The organism is Nocardioides sp. NPDC023903 (assembly GCF_040639295.1).
Lineage (GTDB): Bacteria > Actinomycetota > Actinomycetes > Propionibacteriales > Nocardioidaceae > Nocardioides.
On the sequence record NZ_JBEZZS010000036.1, the window covers coordinates 20711 to 38246 of the forward strand.

The 17536-nt window shown below is 70.9% G+C and carries 17 protein-coding genes; 10 read left to right on the plus strand and 7 right to left on the minus strand.

The genetic code is table 11. The features are described 5' to 3' along the window. Nucleotides 1–7 precede the first annotated feature (7 nt). Nucleotides 8–898, plus strand: coding sequence for an endonuclease/exonuclease/phosphatase family protein (locus tag AB0F44_RS25455; protein WP_357359484.1), 891 nt, complete (start codon nt 8–10; stop codon nt 896–898). Nucleotides 899–902: 4 nt separating this feature from the next. On the opposite strand, the gene AB0F44_RS25460 is transcribed toward AB0F44_RS25455, so the two are convergent. Continuing rightward, on the minus strand, nt 903–2126 hold the full coding sequence (locus AB0F44_RS25460; RefSeq protein WP_357359486.1) for an alanine racemase: 1224 nt from the start codon (nt 2124–2126) through the stop codon (nt 903–905). A gap of 97 nt (nt 2127–2223) precedes the next feature. Here AB0F44_RS25460 and AB0F44_RS25465 point away from each other — a divergent pair, with 97 nt between their 5' ends. Then, nucleotides 2224–2829, plus strand: coding sequence for a TetR/AcrR family transcriptional regulator (locus tag AB0F44_RS25465; RefSeq protein WP_357359488.1), 606 nt, complete (start codon nt 2224–2226; stop codon nt 2827–2829). A gap of 9 nt (nt 2830–2838) precedes the next feature. Here the strand turns inward: AB0F44_RS25465 and AB0F44_RS25470 are convergent, their stop codons facing one another. After that, nucleotides 2839–4047, minus strand: coding sequence for an amino acid deaminase/aldolase (locus tag AB0F44_RS25470; RefSeq protein ID WP_357359490.1), 1209 nt, complete (start codon nt 4045–4047; stop codon nt 2839–2841). A 127-nt stretch (nt 4048–4174) separates the two neighbouring features. Between AB0F44_RS25470 and AB0F44_RS25475 the strand changes: the two genes are divergently transcribed. Next, complete coding sequence (locus AB0F44_RS25475; protein WP_357359492.1) at nt 4175–5482, plus strand: D-arabinono-1,4-lactone oxidase; 1308 nt, start codon at nt 4175–4177, stop codon at nt 5480–5482. Between the two features lie 45 nt (nt 5483–5527). Beyond that, nucleotides 5528–7585 (plus strand): acyltransferase family protein, encoded by a 2058-nt coding sequence (locus AB0F44_RS25480; protein WP_357359493.1) that lies wholly within the window; start codon nt 5528–5530, stop codon nt 7583–7585. Between the two features lie 10 nt (nt 7586–7595). On the opposite strand, the gene AB0F44_RS25485 is transcribed toward AB0F44_RS25480, so the two are convergent. The 3 genes from AB0F44_RS25485 to AB0F44_RS25495 are packed head-to-tail and all read right to left on the minus strand — an operon-like array spanning nt 7596 to nt 10758. Continuing rightward, nucleotides 7596–8894 (minus strand): MFS transporter, encoded by a 1299-nt coding sequence (locus AB0F44_RS25485; protein WP_357359495.1) that lies wholly within the window; start codon nt 8892–8894, stop codon nt 7596–7598. Nucleotides 8895–8944: 50 nt separating this feature from the next. Continuing rightward, nucleotides 8945–9871 carry a serine hydrolase gene (locus AB0F44_RS25490; protein WP_357359497.1) on the minus strand — a complete coding sequence of 309 codons (927 nt, stop codon included), beginning with the start codon at nt 9869–9871 and terminating at the stop codon, nt 8945–8947. After that, the gene (locus AB0F44_RS25495) at nt 9868–10758 is read right to left on the minus strand and encodes a LysR family transcriptional regulator (protein ID WP_357359499.1); all 891 of its coding nucleotides are present in this window, start codon (nt 10756–10758) and stop codon (nt 9868–9870) included. The genes AB0F44_RS25490 and AB0F44_RS25495 overlap by 4 nt, the downstream gene beginning before the upstream one ends. Nucleotides 10759–10839: 81 nt before the next feature. On the opposite strand from AB0F44_RS25495, the gene bla reads away from it, so the two are divergent. Continuing rightward, a complete protein-coding gene (bla, locus tag AB0F44_RS25500; RefSeq protein WP_357359501.1) occupies nt 10840–11718 on the plus strand; it encodes a class A beta-lactamase in 879 nt (292 codons plus the stop codon). 99 nt (nt 11719–11817) lie between these two features. Here bla and AB0F44_RS25505 read toward each other — a convergent pair whose 3' ends face one another. Further along, nucleotides 11818–12699, minus strand: coding sequence for an SDR family oxidoreductase (locus AB0F44_RS25505; RefSeq protein WP_357359502.1), 882 nt, complete (start codon nt 12697–12699; stop codon nt 11818–11820). 81 nt (nt 12700–12780) lie between these two features. Here AB0F44_RS25505 and AB0F44_RS25510 point away from each other — a divergent pair, with 81 nt between their 5' ends. Genes AB0F44_RS25510 through yidC form a run of 5 tightly spaced genes read left to right on the plus strand, consistent with a single transcriptional unit; the run spans nt 12781 to nt 16391 of the window. Continuing rightward, nucleotides 12781–13524 carry an enoyl-CoA hydratase family protein gene (locus tag AB0F44_RS25510; protein ID WP_357359504.1) on the plus strand — a complete coding sequence of 248 codons (744 nt, stop codon included), beginning with the start codon at nt 12781–12783 and terminating at the stop codon, nt 13522–13524. Then, entirely contained in the window at nt 13521–14591 is a 1071-nt protein-coding gene (locus AB0F44_RS25515; RefSeq protein ID WP_357359506.1) for a nitronate monooxygenase, read from the plus strand. Before AB0F44_RS25510 ends, AB0F44_RS25515 begins: the two co-directional genes overlap by 4 nt. Before the next feature lie 16 nt (nt 14592–14607). After that, the gene (locus AB0F44_RS25520) at nt 14608–15177 is read left to right on the plus strand and encodes a GNAT family N-acetyltransferase (protein WP_357359508.1); all 570 of its coding nucleotides are present in this window, start codon (nt 14608–14610) and stop codon (nt 15175–15177) included. A gap of 35 nt (nt 15178–15212) precedes the next feature. After that, entirely contained in the window at nt 15213–15500 is a 288-nt protein-coding gene (locus AB0F44_RS25525; RefSeq protein ID WP_350660343.1) for a hypothetical protein, read from the plus strand. Nucleotides 15501–15557: 57 nt separating this feature from the next. Then, entirely contained in the window at nt 15558–16391 is an 834-nt protein-coding gene (gene yidC / locus AB0F44_RS25530; protein ID WP_357359510.1) for a membrane protein insertase YidC, read from the plus strand. Here yidC and AB0F44_RS25535 read toward each other — a convergent pair. After that, nucleotides 16375–17523, minus strand: coding sequence for an acetyl-CoA C-acetyltransferase (locus AB0F44_RS25535; RefSeq protein WP_357359512.1), 1149 nt, complete (start codon nt 17521–17523; stop codon nt 16375–16377). The two genes, yidC and AB0F44_RS25535, sit on opposite strands and share 17 nt — an antisense overlap. Nucleotides 17524–17536 lie beyond the last annotated feature (13 nt).

The window sequence follows — 17536 nt, forward strand, 5'->3', positions numbered from 1 at the left end:
GGTAGGCGTGTCCCCCAAGCTGTTCGCCTCGGGCAAGCTCCTGCGCGCCGTCGTGCCCGCGATCGCGTTGTGCGGTGTCCTCGGCGCCGCCCTGAGCTTCCTGGTCCCGACGACCGCCTCCGCCGGCCCGACCGTCACGGTCGCCCAGGCCGCGCCGGTGCAGCCCGGCTTCCAGCGCTTCGCCTGGCTCAACGCCTGGGCCGATCACCACACCGCGCCCGGGGGTGCTGCTGCCGGACGGCTCGACGGGGTGCCGCGGATGCGGATCGTGGTGGGTCACCTGCGGCGTACGCTCATCGACTTCGGCGTGCTCGCCGAGGTGGAGGCGCCGCAGCGGGAGGCCTTCGAGTCGTTCGGACGGGAGTACGCGCTCGTCTCCACGCCCGACGCCACCGACGACGCGGTCTTCTACCGGCGCTCCGTGTTCCGGCTGGTCAGCAAGGACACCGTCACCATGTACTACCGCCACGGCGCCCAGGTCAGCGCGCCGGTGGTGGTGCTGGAGGAGCGTTCCTCCGGCCAGCGCGTCGGAGTGCTGCCCGTGCACTTCCCGGCGAGCCTTCCCTCGGCCCCCAGGCAGAAGCAGTGGCGCGACCTGAACGCCCAGATCGTCAAGGAGGCGGTTGCCCGCGCCGAGGTGCCGATGGTCGTCGCCGGTGACTTCAACCAGCGCAACGACATCCTGTGCGACCTGACCTCACCCGGGACCGGTCTGGTGAGTCCGCTCGCGACGCACGAGAAGTGCGCCACCGCCCGCCGGGCGCCGATCGACCAGGCCTTCCTCAGCCCGTCGCTGCGTCCCGACCGCTACCAGGTCTACTCCGGCCCGTCGGCCCGCCGGGCCACCGACCACGGCGCGTTCTACCAGGTCAGGGTGCGTCTCTCCGACATCGCCTGAGTCCTCAGAAGTACGTCCGGACCAGGTCGGTCACGGTGTAGTCGAGGTCGACGACCGGGATCAGCCGCCACTTGTCGAACGCCGTGCACGGGTGCGAGATCCCGAAGCTGACCAGGTCGCCCGGCCGCAGCCCGGCGTCGGTGCGCAGGAAGGCGTGCTGGTCGGCCAGCTTCTCGACGGTGCCCTCGAGTGGCTCCGCGCCGCCGAAGCCGTTGCGTCGCACCGCGAGCGGGACGGGCAGGCCGCTGTCATAGGGCGCGTCCCGCCTGCCCATGCCGACGATGACCAGTCCCTCCTCAGGGGCCGAGACGACCTGGGCCCACACCTCGATCGCCGGGTCCAGGGTGCCCTCGATGCGGTTGTAGGGCGTCCTCCCGGCGTAGAGGCCGTGGTCGTGGGTGACGTACGTCCCGCTGCGCAGCACCTTGCGAGGCGTCATCCCGTCCGGCCAGCCCGAGGCCCAGCGCTCGGCGAGCACGTCGAAGAAGGCGCTGCCACCTGCGGAGACGATGGCGTCGGCGGGGATCAGGCCCAAGGTGTACAGCCTCGAGGCGAGCTCCTTGAGGCGGTCGAAGTAGTCGCCGACCTCCTCCGCCATCCGCAGCCCGCCTTCGTAGCCGGCAACCCCCGCCAGGAGTACGCCAGGCGTGGAGTCGACCACCCGCGCGAGCTCGACAGCCTCCTGGACGGAGCGACAGCCGGTGCGGCCGCCCGGGAAGCCCAGGTCGATCAGCACGGCCATCGGCCGGTCCTCGACGCCGACCAGGGCCGACGCCTCGGCCGCCGCCTCGACGCCCTCGGCCGAGTCGACCCAGTGCAGGTGGAGGAACTCCGGGTCGGCCGCGCGCTCGGAGGCCACCCAGCTCAGCGCGCTGTGGTCGAGGATCTCGTTGGCGACCAGGACCCGGCGTACGCCGGCATGGCGGGCGACCAGGGCCTGGCTGGGTGAAGCGACCGTGATCGCCCACGCGCCGGCGTCCAGCTGTCTCTGGTAGAGCGACGGCGCCATCGTGGTCTTGCCGTGCGGCGCGAGCAGCAGGCCGTGCTCCTCCGCGAAGCCCGCGAGAGTCGCGATGTTGTGCTCCAGCGCACTCTTCTTGAGCACCATCACCGGCCAGGTGAACGAGCCGTCGAAGAGGTTGCGGCCGGAGGCTGCGTACGTGGTGAGATCGACGGCTTCTCCCGGCTCCCAGAAGCCCTTGTCCGCCCAGGTCACATGATCGTCCATCGGGACAGAACCTACCGAGGGCCCATCTGCCGGGCATCGGGTTTCGAGAAAACTTGGAAATCCCCAGGGAGGTACCGGCGTCGCTTATCGTGAGGCCGTGACCAACCGTGCAGCTCAGAGGGCGATGACTCGCCAGCTCCTGCTGGACGCGGCGATGGATCGGTTCGTCGCGAGCGGTTACGCGGCCACGACGATCGACGAGATCGCCTCGGCGGCACGCACCACCCGGGTGACGTTCTATGCCTACTTCCCCTCGAAGTCCGAAGTCATCAAGGCCTTGATCGCCGAGCGCCTCGAGGACGAGCTGATCCAGCTCCGCTCCCCGCAGGGCAGTTCGCTCGGCGGCCTCGCCGACGCGGTGGCGGCCGGCACCCGCGAGCAGCTGGGTGCCTGGATCCGGCAGGCCACAGCCCGGTGGCCGGCGGTGCGTCCGATCGTCACGATCGCCCGGGCGGCCCAGGCCGTCGATCCCGATCTCACCCGCATCGTGGACTCCTGGACGGACGAGACGATCGAGGACGTCAGCGTGGGTCTGGACAAGGCGGACCGGTTCGACGCCGACAGCCGGCGGCTGCGTGGCGCACTCGCGGTCGGCCAGCTCGACTATCTGTTCCAGCGCTGGACGGACGGGTTCTGGGGCGTCGAGCACGACCGCATGTGCGAGCTGCTCACCGAGAGCTGGTTCCAGCTGCTGGGCGAGTGACCCGGCAGGTCACAGGAAGGTCTGACCCTCGCCCCGGTAGGTCGGCGCGACCGTGATGATCGAGTCGCCCTCGATCAGCTGGAGCGTGTCGAGCCGCTCGCAGACCTCGCCCGCCTTCGCGTGCCGGAACCAGACCTTGTCACCGATCGCGAGCTGGTCGGCGGCATGGCCGCGCAGCGGCGTCTGGACCTCCCCGGCGCCTTCGGTGCCGACGTACTCCAGGCCGAAGGGGTAGGTCGGGCTGGGGACGCGGTCGAGTCCGGGCGGGCCCGAGGCGATCCAGCCACCACCGGCGACGGTGACGATGCCGGGCGCTGGGCGGCGGACCACGCTCAGCCCGAAGTACGCCGCGGGGTGGGGCGTGAAGCCGTCGTAGCGGTCGAAGAGGGTCGGCCCGTAGAGCCCGGACCCGGCCGCGATCTCGGTGACCGAGGGGTCGGCGTGGGTGGACTCGATCGAGCCCGTGCCACCGCCGTTGACGAACTCGAGATCGGTCAGGGAGCGTACGGCGGCGACGATCTTCCCGCGGCGCTCGGTGATCTCGGCGATGGAGGCCTTCTTCATCCTCCTGATGACGGCCGGGGGCGGGTTGCCGCCGAGCGGGCGGTCGACGGTGCCGGCGATCTGGCCCTCGTAGGCCATCAGCCCGACCAGCTGGAAGTCCGGGTCCTCGGCGACGATCCGGGCGAGAGCGACTGCGTCCTCGGGGGTGCGGACCGGGGAGCGGCGGGCGCCGAGCCAGATGCGGCGGGCGATGACCAGCGCGGCGTCGAGGTCGATGGCCACGCGCACGGGGGCGACCGGGGTGCCGATCGCGGCCTTGACCAGCGACAACCCCTCGGCGCTGTCGATCATCAGGGTGACCCGGGCGAGCTTCTCCTCGTCCTTCGCGAGGGTGGCGAGCGCGGCTCGGTCGGCGGTCGGGTAGCCGACCACGACGTCGTAGTGCGACTCGGCCAGCCACAGCGCCTCGAAGAGCGTGAAGGCCAGGATCCCCTCGTATCCCTCGCGGGCGAGCACCCGGTCGATCAGGGCCCGGCAGCGTACGGACTTGCTGGCCACTCGGATCGGGGTGCCGGCGGCACGGCGCACGAGGTCGTCGGCGTTGGCGTCGAACGCCGCGAGGTCCACCGCCCCGACGGGTCCGTCGAGACGAGCGGTCGCCCGGTCGAGCCGTTCGTGCTGCTGGGCGGAGAGATGGTGGGAAGTCGTGACCACGACGCAAGTGTCTATGCCCCACGCGGCGCTCCCGTCAACGGGAGGTGACGAACTGTGCCGCCGCGCGGGCCGATCGATGTGGGCGAAGGCGTTGACCGGGCGCCTCCGAGGCGACACCCTTTCCCGCGTGAGGGAGTGGCAGAACTGGGCGGGCAACCAGCACGCGGGCGCGATCGAGGTCGTGCTGCCTCGCGACGAGGCAGAGCTCTCGGCGGTCGTCGTGGCCGCGGCGGAGGCCGGGCGGAGGATCAGGCCGATCGGCGCAGGGCACTCGTTCACCGCGATCGGATCGCCGGTCGACCTCCAGGTCAACCTGGATCGTCTCTCGGGGATCGTCCGCGCGGACGCGACGACCGGCCTGGTGACGGTACGCGGCGGCACCCGTCTCAACGTCCTCAACCGCGCGCTCGAGGCGCTCGGCCTGTCGATGACCAACCTCGGTGACATCGAGGAGCAGTCGATCTCCGGGGCGATCTCGACCGGCACCCACGGCACGGGAGCGCGCTTCGGCGGCCTGGCGACCCAGGTACGCGGCCTGCGGCTGCTCCTCGCCGACGGCTCCGTGATCGCCTGCTCGGCTGAAGAGAATCCCGAGGTCTTCGACCTCGCCCGGGTGGGGCTGGGCGCGCTCGGGATCATCGTCGAGGTCACGCTCCAGACCGAGCCTCTCTACGCGCTGCGCGCACGCGAGGGCAACGGAGAGCTCGCCGAGGTGATGGCATCGTTCGAGGAGCACGCCTCCGGCACGGACCACTTCGAGTTCTACTGGTTCCCGCACACGACCCGGGTCCTGACCAAGCACAACACCCGGCTGCCGCTGCCGGAGACACCGCTGGCGCCGGTGGGCCGGGTGCGCGGCTGGTTCGACGACGAGCTCCTCTCCAACCAGGCCTTCGGCGCGACCGTCGGTCTCGGTCTTCGCGTCCCGGGTCTGGTGAAGCCGCTGGCCCGCTTCGCCGCCTCCGCCCTCTCGCCACGCGAGTTCACCGACATCTCCTACCGCGTCTTCACCTCGCAGCGGAAGGTCCGGTTCGTGGAGAGCGAGTACGCCGTCCCGCGTGCTGTCGGCATGGAGGTCCTCGCTTCGCTGCAGCGCGCCGTCGAGGCTTCGTCGTGGAACATCTCCTTCCCGGTCGAGGTCCGGGTGGCCGGCGCCGACGACATCCCGCTGTCCACCGGGTTCGAGCGCGAGAACGTCTACATCGCCATCCACACAGCGCCCTCCTCACCCTGGCGCGAGGAGTACTTCGCGACCTTCGAGCGCATCGCCGGCGAGGCCGGCGGCCGCCCGCACTGGGGGAAGATGCACACGCTCACCGCCGCTGACCTGGGCGAACGCTATCCGCGGTTCGGGGACTTCGTCGCGCTGCGCGACAAGCTCGACCCGTCGCGCACCTTCGGCAACGCCTACCTCGAGCAAATCCTCGGCTCTTAACCTGCACTTCTCCCCCGGGTCACCGGGGGCCTTTAGCGTGACCCGATGCCGCAGCCTCCCCGACCGCCGCGCATCGCCGAGATCCACGGGCTGCGGGGGCTGGCGCTGGCGCTCGTGGTGGTCTTCCACCTCTTCGGCAACGGCCGGGTCTCCGGCGGCGTCGACGTCTTCCTGGCGCTGACCGGGTTCCTGGTGACCCGGTCGCTCGTCCGCCGGGCCGCGTCGTCCGAGCTGCGCTTGGGGGACCATTACGGACGTACGTTCCTGCGGCTCTCGGCTCCCACGCTGGTCGTGCTCGCCGGGACGGCGGTGCTGATGGTGACGGTCATGCCGCGGGCGATGTGGAGCTCGACGCTGCGGGAGATCGCTGCCTCGGCGGCGTACGTCCTGAACTGGGAGATGATCCGGTCGCAGCTCGCCTACGGGGCGGCCGGGCCGAGCGCTAGCCCGCTGCAGCACTTCTGGTCGCTGGCGGTGCAGGGACAGTTCCTGCTGGTCTGGCCGGTGGTGGTGCTGGTGATCTGGCGGGTGGCGCGGACCCGGCTGCGGCTCGCGCTGGCGCTCGTCGTGGCGGTGGCGACGGTCGCCTCGTTCGTCTTCGCGTGGCGGCTGGGGATCGCCGACCAGCAGGTGGCCTACTTCCACACCGGCGCACGCTTCTGGGAGCTCGGCGTGGGCGCGCTGCTCGCGCTCGGGCTCGACCGTCTCCGCCCGCCGGGGGCCGCGCGCCCTCTGTTCGCCTGGGCCGGGCTGCTGCTCGTCGTGACCTCGGGATTCGTGCTCGACGGCGCCGCCCTCTTCCCTGGCCCGTGGGCGCTGTGGCCGGTCGGCGGGGCGCTGCTGGTCGTGATCGGCTCCGGGTCTGCGTACTCCTGGGGGCCGCAGCGACTCCTCGCGGTGAGGCCGCTGCGGTTCGTCGCGGACATCTCCTTCCCGCTCTATCTGTGGCACTGGCCGCTGCTGGTGGCGTGGCTGAGCTGGACGTACGCCACCCGGACCACGCTCCTCGCCGCGGTCGTCGTGCTCTCGGCCTCGGTGGTCCTGGCCTGGCTCACCCACCGGTTCGTCGAGGTGCCGGTCACCCGCCTCGGGCCGCCCCTCGGACCGCACAGCGCCGGCCTCGGACGGCTCGTTGCCATCCCAGTCGTGCTCGCGCTCGTCGCGGGCACGACGATGGCCGGCGCCACCGCGGTGGACCGCCAAGACGCCGCGGCCAGGGCGGCCGCCGTCGACGCCGCGAAGAGGTACGCCGGCTGCATCGGCGCCGCCGCCATGGACCCCGCGACCGCAGGCTGCGAGGGTCCGAACCGGCTGCTCGACGCCAGCCTCGGCTACCAGGCGCCCGACGGGTCGGGCTGCTGGTCCAACAAGGAGCGGCCGGTGCGGTTCAAGGTCTGCACACTCGGGCCCGCTCGCGGCTACACGCGGCGGCTGCTCGCGATCGGCGACTCGCACAACCACCAGCTCGTCCCCGCCTACCGCGAGATCGCCAGGCAGCGCGGGTGGCGCATCGACGTCGCCAGCCGCGCCGGCTGCCACTGGAACGCGCGCGATCGCGTCGGCGCTCCCCGGACGACCGTCGAGCTGTGCCGGGAGTGGAAGTCGCGGCTGGCGACCTACCTCTCCGAGGAGGAGGGGATCGATGCGTACGTCGTCATCCACTCCAGCCAGGTCTCGGTCGAGGCCGACGGTGACGAGACTCCCGCCGAGGCGCTCAGCCGTGGCCTAGCGGAGGCCTGGGCGAGCCGGCCGGACCCGGCCGTGCCCGTGATCGCGATCCGGGACAGCCCGATCTTCGAGGGCAGCACCACCCGGTTCGCGCGCGTGGTCCAGCCGTGCATCGACGACGCCGGCCTCGCGGCGGGATCGACCTGCGCTCGGGCTCGGGACCGGGTCGTACGCGACGACGGCAGCGCCGGCGCCACCCGGCTGACCCCGAACGCCCACCGTGTCGATCTCACCGACTACTTCTGCGAGCCCGACACCTGCTCCCCCGTCGTCGGCAACCTGCAGGTCTACCAGGACGGCTTCCACATCTCGCCGCTCTACGCCGCCACCCTCGCGCCCTACCTCGGCGACCGGATGGCGACCATCCTGCGCTGATTGTGCTGAGCTAGGCGGCCGCCGGCTCCGGCTCGGGCTCGTCCTCGTGCGGGAAGTGGGTCTGCTTGAAACGTACGGCCATCCTCGTCGAGGGCCCCATGGCGGCGGCAGCAGCGACGACGATGGCGCCGATGACGAGCCAGCCGGCGCCGCTGTAGAAGTCGGGGTGCCAGCCCATGGCGAGGAAGGTGAACAGGGCGGGTGCCCAGGCACCGCCGAGCTGGCGGCCGATGCCGGCGACGCCTTCGTACTCGCCCCGTCGTTCGGGGTCCATGAGCTCGGCCTGGAAGGCCCACGAGGCGGAGCCGATGGCCAGCTCTGCGCCGGTCACGGCGACGTGGCCGAGCCAGACGAGGAAGATCGTGAGGAACCCGCGGGTGTCGTGGGTGACCAGCGTGATCGCGCAGGCGGCGACGAAGAACGCGCTGCTCCACCAGACCCGGCGCAACGCGTCGCGGACGTTGCGGACGCCCTTGGACGTGTAGGCCGGGAGGATGATGCACAGCACCGTGTTGGTCGCGAAGAGCCAGGCCAGCAGCCAGCGCGGGGAGTCGGTGAATTCGACCAGCCACAGCGGGATCACGGTGTGCAGCAGCACCTGGTTGGACCACAGCGTGCCGGTGAAGGTCGTCACCAGGAGCCAGCCGACGTTGCGCAGCGCGCCCGGGCCGGGCAGCTTCTCGACGACCTCGCCGGCCGCGCGGCGCTCGTCATGAGGCGCCCTCGGCAGCCGGGTGATCCAGACGGAGTTGGCGATCCCGATGGCCAGCGCGAAGAACGGCACGCCCCACTTGAGGACCGTGTCGGTGTCCAGCGCGAGCGCGATACCGGCGATCAGAGCGCCGATCGTGAAGCCGAGGTTGAGGCTGGAGTACATGAACGCCTGCGTCGCGACCCGCTCCTTGTCGGGCAGCACATCGAGGACGTACGCATTCCGGCCGGCGCCGCCCGCGTTGTTGACCACCTCGAAGACGACGATGACCGCCAGGTAGGCCCAGAAGCCGTGGATGAACGGCATCGTCGCGAACATCAATGCGCTGATCAGCGCGCTGATCGCCCAGATCCGCTTCGGGCCGATGAAGTCGGCCAGCCGCCCCATCGGGTAGGCGGTGAGGAACGACGCGATCCCCGCCACCGTCAGACCGACACCGATCTGCGCCGGGCTCAGGCCGACGAATGCGACGAGGTAGAACGCGGCCGCGGTGTTGAACGTCCCGTCCCCCGCCGCGAAGAGCAGCGACTGCGTCGCCAACCGCCGCGACAACGGTGTCGGCGGGATGAGGTTGCTGATGAAACCGGGCAGGGGCACCGGCCAATTCCACCACCGCGACCGGGTGATTGCCGACTGGTTTTCTGGCCTCAGCGGGGGCGGCGGGAGGCGAGGGCTTCGACGGTGTCGCGGGCGGTGGCGGCGATGGCGAGGTCGACGTCGTTCTGGACCCGGGCGGTGCGGTCGGAGTCGGTGAGTACGGCGATGGCGACGCGGCCGGCGGGATGGATGACGACGGCGATCTCGTGCCGCAGGGTGAGGAATCCGCCGGTTTTGCCGGCGAGCTCGATGTCGTCGGCGAGCAGGTCGGCGGCGATCCGATGGGTGAAGACCTGCTTGCCCATCAGCCGCCGTACCAGCTCGGTCGCCTCGGGCTTGGCTACCTCGTCGCGCCAGACGCGCTGGAGCAGGTCGACGCAGGCGCGCGGCGAGCCGATCGTGGCGCGGCCGACGTCGAGCGAGTCGATGACGTGCCGGCCACCCGGCCGGCGGCCCTCGACCGCGAGCTGGGTGGCGAGGGCGAAGTCGTGGCCGGCGACACGGGTGGCGTAGTCGTACATCGGCTGCATCCGGTGCCGCACCCGCAGCCCCTCCACGCCCCACTCGGCGAGCTGCTCGTCGACCTCGCGCGGTGGGACCAGGTCGAAGAGCGCGTCCGCGGCGGCGTTGTCGCTGAGGCCGAGCATCATCAGCATCAGGTCGGTGACCGAGCAGGTCGCGTCGTGGGTGAAGGCCGAGATGCCGTACGGCCCGTAGCTCCGCTCCGCGGCGGTCAGCGTCACCATCTCGCCTCCGTCGATCTCGCCGCGGGCGATCCGGTCCGCCACCACCAGCGCCAGCGGCACCTTCGCCACCGACGCCAGCGGCATCGGGCGGTCGACGCCGACCCCGACCTCGTAGCCGGTGTCGATGTCGCGGGCGAGGAACGCGACCCGGACCTGGAGCTCCCGAAAGCGCTCCGCGATGGCCTCGGCGAGATCGATCAGGCCCCGGTCGCCGCCGACGAGCGGACTCATTCGCGTCCTTCCTCAGGTGCGCCGACGCAGGCGCCGAGCAGGGCGAGCGCCTGCTCCCGCACCGGGCCGGCCGCGAGCGGTCCGGGTGCCGGCGGCTGCTCGACCAGCCGGTGGCCGCGCGCCACCTGGTCGACGAAGGGGGACCAGCTCAGTCCGTACGTCACCGCCTCATGCCGCGCGCAGACCAGGCTCGCGCGCCCCGCCAAGGTCTCGGCCACCGCGAGCTGATGCGGGGCTCGGCGCAAGGTGGCCGGTCCGATGCCGGCCCGTTCCGCGAGCCGTCGCAGCCGGCCGGCGGGATCGTCGAGGTCTCGTGGGAGGGCCAGGACCTGCGTACGTTCTCCGCCTCGGCGTGGTCGCAGCGCGCTCAGCGACACCGACCCTTCAGTGGTCCCGGGAGCGGTGGCCGCGCCCAGCGGGGTGAGCCACGTGGCCGCGTCCGGGTCGCACGCCTCGACCGTCCAGGCGGCCGGCTGCGGCGTCTCGTCGCTGTCGCTCGCGAGGCGTACGTCGACGCCTTCCGCCTCCAGCAGCGCGACCAAACGCCCGAGCGGAGCAGGGTCACAGCCGGACGGCACCGCGACCACGAAGCTCTCCCGGTCGTGCCGGCGGATGCTCCGCAGCAGATGGTCGGCCTGGTCGAGCAGGTGCCTGGCCCGCGGCAGCAGCGCCGTACCGGCCGGGGTGAGCGCGATCTGGCGGCGGGTGCGGTCGAGCAGCTCCACCCCGAGCTCCCGCTCGAGAGCACGGAGACGGCGGCTGAGGAGCGGCTGGTCGACGCCGAGCTCGAGGGCGGCCTCGGAGACGCTCATCTCGTCCGCGACGGCGGCGAAGCCGCGCAGGTGAAGCAGTAGGTCCACGCGTACAGGATGGCTGATCGCCCCCACCTCGTCCCATGTCGGCGATGCATACGTCCATGCCGGATCGTCCTTGGACGCGGTTGCCGAGGCGGCCTCACGATGCTCGGCATGACCACACCGATCCTCAGCCGCCGCGCCATCCTGGGCGGCGCCGCCACCGCGGTCGCCGTCGCCGCGACCGGAGTCAGCAGCTCCGTGGCGTACGCCACCGACAGCCCCTCGATCGCCGCGCTCGAGCAGAAGCACCAGCGTCACCTCGGCGTCTGGGCCAAGAACATGCGGACCGGCCGCGTCATCGAGCACCGGGCCGACGAGCGCTTCCCGATGCTGTCGACCTTCAAGACCCTGCTCGCCGCGTCGATCCTGCGCGATCTCCCCGCGCGTACGCTCCAGCAGCGGCTGACCTGGGAGGCAGCCGATGTCGTCGTCAACTCACCGGTCACCTCGCTCACGACCCGCAACGGCCTGACCGTCGCGCAGCTCGCCGAGGCGACGATGACGCGGTCCGACAACACCGCCGCCAACGAGCTGCTCCACCTCATCGGTGGCCCCTCCGGCATCACCAGGTTCGCCCGATCGCTCGGCGACACCGTGACCCGGCTCGACCGCTGGGAGCCCGACCTCAACAGCGCGATCCCGGGCGACCCCCGCGACACCACCTCGCCCCGTGCGATCGCGCAGACCTACACCAAGCTCGTCCTCGGCGACGCCCTCGACCGCGCCGACCGGGACCAGCTGACCACCTGGATGCTGGCCAACCAGTCCACCGTCACGCGGTTCGGCGCCGGGGTTCCGGCCGGCTGGCGGCTCGCCGACAAGACCGGCGGCGGCGACTACGCGTCGCGGAACGACGTCGGTGTCACCTGGACCCCTGACGGCGCCCCGATCGTCATCGCCGCCCTCACCCGCTCCGACGACCCCACCGCCGCACCCCTCGACACCCCGCTCGCTGACATCGCGGCGGCAGTGTGTGGGGAGCTCGGCTGAGTCGTTGGAATACCCGGTTAACCGGTGAAACCTGCACTTCTCTGGCGTTGCGTTGCCAGAGAAGTGCAGGAATACCCTGTTAACCGGGTATTCCTGCAACTAGACCCCGTACACCTTCTCCGGCTCCGGCGCCTGGGCGAGGAGCTTGCGGAGGGCCGGGCCGACGTCGGCGGCGTCCCAGCGGGCGCCGGCGTCGGCGGAGGGGCCGTGGGCCCAGCCGTTCTCGACGGTGATCGTTGACCCGTCGATCTCGACGACCCGGCCGGTGATGTCGCGGGCGTCGCCGGAGGCGAGCCAGGCGACGATGGGGCTGTTGTCCTCGGGCAGCGCCATGGCGGAGGTGTCGAAGGCGCCCTCGGTCATCCGGGTCTTGGCGACCGGCGCGATGGCGTTGACGGTCACGCCGTAACGGGACATCTCGGCGGCAGCGACCAGGGTGAGCCCGGCGATCCCGGCCTTGGCGGCCGAGTAGGTGCCCTGCCCGATCGAACCCTGCAGGCCCGCGCCGGAGGAGGTGTTGATGACCCGAGCATCCCGCTGCCGGCCCGCCTTGGACTCGGCGCGCCAGTACGCACCCGCGTGCCGCAGCGTCGCGAAATGACCTTTCAGGTGCACCCGGATGACCGCGTCCCACTCCTCCTCGGAGGTGTTGACGAGCATCCGGTCGCGCACGAACCCGGCGTTGTTGACGAGGATGTCCAGACCCCCGTACGTCTCGATGGCCTGCCGCACCATCGCCTCGGCATCCGCGAAGTCGGCCACATCGGCGGCGTTGGCAACTGCCTCCCCACCTGCGGAGACGATCTCGTCAACGACCTGCGAAGCGGGCGACTCACCGGTGCCCTCGCCCGCCAGCGAGACGCCGAAGTCGTTGACGACCACCTTCGCCCCGTGGCGGGCGAGCTCGAGCGCGTGCGCCCGGCCGATGCCTCGCCCCGCTCCGGTGACGATCGCGATCCGGCCTTCGAGCAGTCGAGCCATGGTGGCGTCCCTTTCCAGTCTTGCGTACAGAAACCAAGCAACTGCTAGGCTACCAAGCAATCGCTAGGTTAGGAACGGACCATGGGCATCTCCACCGAGATCACCGACGAGCAGATCGCCGTCGTCACGATGAACCACCCACCGGTGAACGCGCTGCCGGTGAAGGGCTGGTTCGAGGTCGCCGACGCCGTCACGACCGCCGCCGACGAGGGCGCACGAGTCGTGATCCTGCGCGCCGAGGGCAAGGGCTTCAACGCCGGCGTCGACATCAAGGAGATGCAGCAGATCGAGGGGTTCGAGGGCATCCTCGGCGCCAACCGAGGCTGCTACGCGGCATTCAAGGCGATCTACGAGTGCTCGGTCCCGGTCATCGCCGCGGTCAACGGCTTCTGCCTCGGCGGTGGCGTCGGCCTGGTCGGCAACGCGGACACGATCGTGGCCAGCGACGACGCCTTCTTCGGCGTACCCGAGGTCGACCGCGGAGCCCTCGGCGCGGCCACCCATCTGAGCAGGCTGGTGCCCCAGCACATGCTGCGTACGCTCTATTTCACCGCCCAGACCATCACCGCCCAGCGTCTCCACGAGCTCGGATCGGTCCACCAGGTCGTTCCCCGCAAGGACCTCGACGAGGCCGCCCTCGAGGTCGCACGACAGATCGCCGCGAAGGACCCGCAGGTCATCCGCGCGGCCAAGGCCGCGCTCAACGGCATCGACCCGGTCGACGTGAACGCCTCCTACCGCTTCGAGCAGGGCTTCACCTACGAGCTCAACCTCGCCGGCGTCGCCGACGAGCGCCGCGACGCCTTCGTGAAGGACGGACGATGAGCACCGCACAGACATTTCGTACGCCGCTGACCGAGCTGACCGGGGTCGATCACCCGATCGTCCAGACCGGAATGGGCTGGGTCGCGGGCCCGCGCCTCGTCTCCGCGACCGCCAACGCGGGCGCACTCGGCATCCTGGCCTCGGCCACGATGACCCTCGATGAGCTCGAGAAGGCGATCGTCGAGGTCAAGGGCCGCACCGACAAGCCCTTCGGCGTCAACCTTCGCGCCGACGCCTCCGACGCCCCCGACCGCTGCCGACTCCTGATCGACCACGGCGTCAAGGTCGCCAGCTTCGCGTTGGCACCCAAACCCGAGCTCATCAGCACGCTCAAGGAGCACGACATCGTCGTGATGCCCTCGATCGGCGCAGCAAAGCACGCCAAGAAGGTCGCCGGCTGGGGCGCCGACATGGTGATGATCCAGGGCGGCGAGGGCGGCGGCCACACCGGCGCGGTCCCGACCACTCTGCTCCTTCCCAGCGTCTTGGACGCCGTCGACATCCCCGTCGTCGCCGCGGGCGGCTTCTTCGACGGCCGTGGACTCGCCGCGGCCATGGCGTACGGCGCCGCCGGCATCGGCATGGGCACGCGCTTCCTGCTCACCGCCGACTCGGCCGTCCCGGAGGACGTCCGACGGCGCTACCTGTCCTTCGGCCTCGACGGGACCGTCGTGACCACCAAGGCCGACGGCATGCCGCATCGCCTGCTCCGCACCGAGTTCATCGACACCCTCGAGAAGGAGGGCCTCACCGCGAAGCTGCTGCGCACGCTCAAGCGCACCCGCCAGTTCAAGGACATGTCCGGCCTCCCCTGGCGCACCCTGATCAAGGACGGCCGCGCGATGGTCCACGGCGGCGACCGCACCTGGGCCGAGGTCGTACTCGCCGCCAACACCCCCATGCTGCTCCGCGCCGGCCTCGTCGAGGGCGACACGAATGCCGGGATGCTCTCCAGCGGCCAGGTCGTCGGCCTCCTCGACGACCTCCCCACCTGCGAGGAGCTGGTCGACCGCATCGTCGCCCAGGCCACCGACCGACTCAAACACCTGGACGCGACCCGCGTCTGAGCCTCAGGGTGGACCCATGGCCATCGAGGTTCGCCCGGCGACGGTGTTCGAGGACGTACGCACTCTTGTCGGTCCCAAACGCCCCGACGCCAGCGTGTGCTGGTGCCTCAGCTACCGAATTCCGTCGAAGCTCAACAACGAGCTGAGCGGGCCAGCGCGAGGAGAGTTCGTACGCGACCTGCTCGCCTCCGGGCCGCTGGGCGTCCTGGCCTACGAAGGCGATGAGCCGGTGGGCTGGGCCGCCGTCGCCCCGCGCGCGGACACCACCTTCGCCCGCAACCGGAAGATCCCTCACGTCGACGACCTCCCGGTCTGGTCGCTGTGGTGCATCCGGGTCCGCCCCGGCCACCGCGGCAAGGGCATCTCGCACACGCTCATCGAGGGTGCCGTCGACTTCGCCCGCGACCATGGCGCTCCCGCCGTCGAGGCCTACCCGCTCGATAACCAGGGCGCCAAGGTCGACCTGACGATGGCGTATGCCGGGATCCGCAAGAACTTCGAGGCCGCGGGCTTCACCTGGGCCGCCGACACCACCTCGGTCCTCGCCGGCCACCCGCGCGTGCTGATGCGGCGCGACCTGAGATGAGGGCGTGGTTGACCTCGATCGGTAGAGTGTGAGTCGTGAAGAACGAGACGAGCCGCGTACGCATCGCGCTCGTCGCACTTTTCACGCTGATGCTCCCGGCGCTGATGAGCGTCGATCCCGAGCAGGCGCTGCTCACCATCGCCGTCTCGACCGCGCTCGCGGCCGTCGCGGTCGGAGCGCTCCACAACGTGAGCTCGTTCGCCCTGGTCAGGGCGCGTTCGACGGTCCCTCCGGACGTCTCCGACGGACCTCACCATCTCGCTGCCCGGGTCACCGACCCGGTGTGCTCCCCGCGCCGTCCGCGCGCTCCTGAGCAGGCCTGACACTCGCCGAATCCGGCGAGCCCGTCAGCCCTACTCATCCATCTCAGGAGCACACCCATGTCCGTTCTCGCCCCGTTGTCGCATGCGCTCGCGGCCGTCCTCGCCGGCGCCCACCACGTCCTCTCCTTCGTAGGCCCCAACGTCAGCTGGCTGCTGGCCATCGCCGCCGTCGTGGTGCTGGTCAGGCTCGTCCTCCTCCCGCTCACGATCCGCGGCGTACGCCACTCCCACGCTTCCGCCCGGGCCCGGCCGCAGCTGCAGGCGCTGACCAAGAAGTACACCAAGAAGAACTCGTCCAAGAGCCCGAGTCAGGCCGACGTGATGGCGATGATGGAGGAGCGGCGCAAGATCAACGAGGAGCACGGCGTACCCCGCTTCGCCATGCTCGCCGCCTTCGCCCAGCTGCCGATCTTCCTGGCGCTCTACCACCTGCTCTCCGACGTCAGCCGGAACAACGCGGTCGGCGCGATGAACGACTCGCTGGTCAGTTCACTCGGAGCGGCGACCTTCCTGGGCACTCCGCTCACCGGCAGCGGCTACCTCTCCGGCGACACCACCCACCTGGTGATCACCCTCGGCCTCGCCGCGACCGCCGCCGCGGTCAGCTACCTCAGCCAGCGGCTGTGGGTCCTGCCCAACATGGTGCGCGCCGACCTGCCCGAGTCGATGGTGCGGATGCAGGAGCTCATGCCCGTCATCTCAGCCGCCGGCATGCTCCTCGCCGGCAGCAGCGTCCCCCTCGCCCTGCTGGTCTACTGGGTCATCAGCGGCCTGTGGACCGCCGGCCAGGCCGCGGTCACCCACCGCTGGTTCCCCACCCCCGGCTCACCGGCCGCCGAACGCGCCGAGAAACGACATGAAAAGCGAGCCGTGCTCACAGTCGCTCGATGATGGTGACGTTGGCCTGACCGCCGCCTTCGCACATGGTCTGGAGGCCGTAGCGGCCGCCGGTGCGCTCGAGTTCGTTGAGGAGGGTGGTCATCAGCCGGGTGCCGGTGGCGCCGATGGGGTGGCCGAGGGCGATGCCGCCGCCGTTGACGTTCACCTTCGAGTGCGGGACGTCGAGCTCCTTCATCCACGCAAGGACGACGGAGGCGAAGGCCTCGTTGCACTCGAACAGGTCGATGTCGTCGACCGTCAGACCCGTCTTCGCCAAGGCGTGACGGGTGGCCTCGATCGGTCCGGTGAGCATCCATACCGGGTCGTCACCTCGGACCGAGAGGTGATGGATCCGGGCTCGCGGGGTCAGGCCGAACGTGCGTACGGCCGCGGCCGAGGCCACCAGCAACGCCGAGGACGCGTCGCAGATCTGGGAGGCGACAGCCGCGGTGATCCGTCCGCCGGGAGCGAGCGGCTCCAGGGAGGCCATCTTCTCGAGGGATGTGTCGCGAGGGCACTGGTCGACAGCGAAGTCGCCGACCGGCACGATCTCCCGGTCGAACCGCCCCTCGGCGATCGCGGCCTTCGCCCGCTGGTGGGAGGCGAGCGCGTACGCCTCCATGTCCTCCCGCGAGATGTCCCACTTCTCCGCGATCATCTCGGCGGAGCGGAACTGGGAGACCTCCTGGTCGCCGTAGCGCTTGACCCAGCCGGGCGACTCGGCGAACGGGGTGGTGTAGCCATATTGCGCCCCCACCAGCATCGCCGCCGAGATCGGGATCGCAGACATGTTCTGCAGCCCACCCGCGACGACCAGGTCCTGCGTCCCCGACATCACTCCCTGAGCCGCGAAGTGCACCGCCTGCTGCGAGGAGCCGCACTGCCGGTCGATGGTCACGCCGGGTACGTGGTCGGGCAGCCCGGCCACCAGCCACGCGGTCCGCGCGACGTCGCCGGCCTGCCCGCCGATCGTGTCGCAGCAACCCATGATCACGTCGTCGACGGCCCCCGGGTCGATCCCGGTGCGGTCGACGAGCGCGGCCAGCGAGTGGGCGCCGAGATCAGCGGGATGGATCCCGGCGAGCGCGCCACCTCGCTTCCCCACGGGCGTACGAACGGCGTCGACGATGAAAGCCTCAGGCATGTGTGATCCTCTC

What these genes read in the sequence shown, in the direction of transcription:
- AB0F44_RS25460 (WP_357359486.1), bottom strand. Translation starts at nt 2,126, where the DNA reads ATGGACGATCATGTGACCTGGGCGGACAAGGGCTTCTGGGAGCCGGGA.
- AB0F44_RS25480 (WP_357359493.1), top strand. Translation starts at nt 5,528, where the DNA reads ATGCCGCAGCCTCCCCGACCGCCGCGCATCGCCGAGATCCACGGGCTG.
- AB0F44_RS25490 (WP_357359497.1), bottom strand. Translation starts at nt 9,871, where the DNA reads ATGAGTCCGCTCGTCGGCGGCGACCGGGGCCTGATCGATCTCGCCGAG.
- bla (WP_357359501.1), top strand. Translation starts at nt 10,840, where the DNA reads ATGACCACACCGATCCTCAGCCGCCGCGCCATCCTGGGCGGCGCCGCC.
- AB0F44_RS25505 (WP_357359502.1), bottom strand. Translation starts at nt 12,699, where the DNA reads ATGGCTCGACTGCTCGAAGGCCGGATCGCGATCGTCACCGGAGCGGGG.
- AB0F44_RS25510 (WP_357359504.1), top strand. Translation starts at nt 12,781, where the DNA reads ATGGGCATCTCCACCGAGATCACCGACGAGCAGATCGCCGTCGTCACG.
- AB0F44_RS25515 (WP_357359506.1), top strand. Translation starts at nt 13,521, where the DNA reads ATGAGCACCGCACAGACATTTCGTACGCCGCTGACCGAGCTGACCGGG.
- AB0F44_RS25520 (WP_357359508.1), top strand. Translation starts at nt 14,608, where the DNA reads ATGGCCATCGAGGTTCGCCCGGCGACGGTGTTCGAGGACGTACGCACT.
- yidC (WP_357359510.1), top strand. Translation starts at nt 15,558, where the DNA reads ATGTCCGTTCTCGCCCCGTTGTCGCATGCGCTCGCGGCCGTCCTCGCC.
- AB0F44_RS25535 (WP_357359512.1), bottom strand. Translation starts at nt 17,523, where the DNA reads ATGCCTGAGGCTTTCATCGTCGACGCCGTTCGTACGCCCGTGGGGAAG.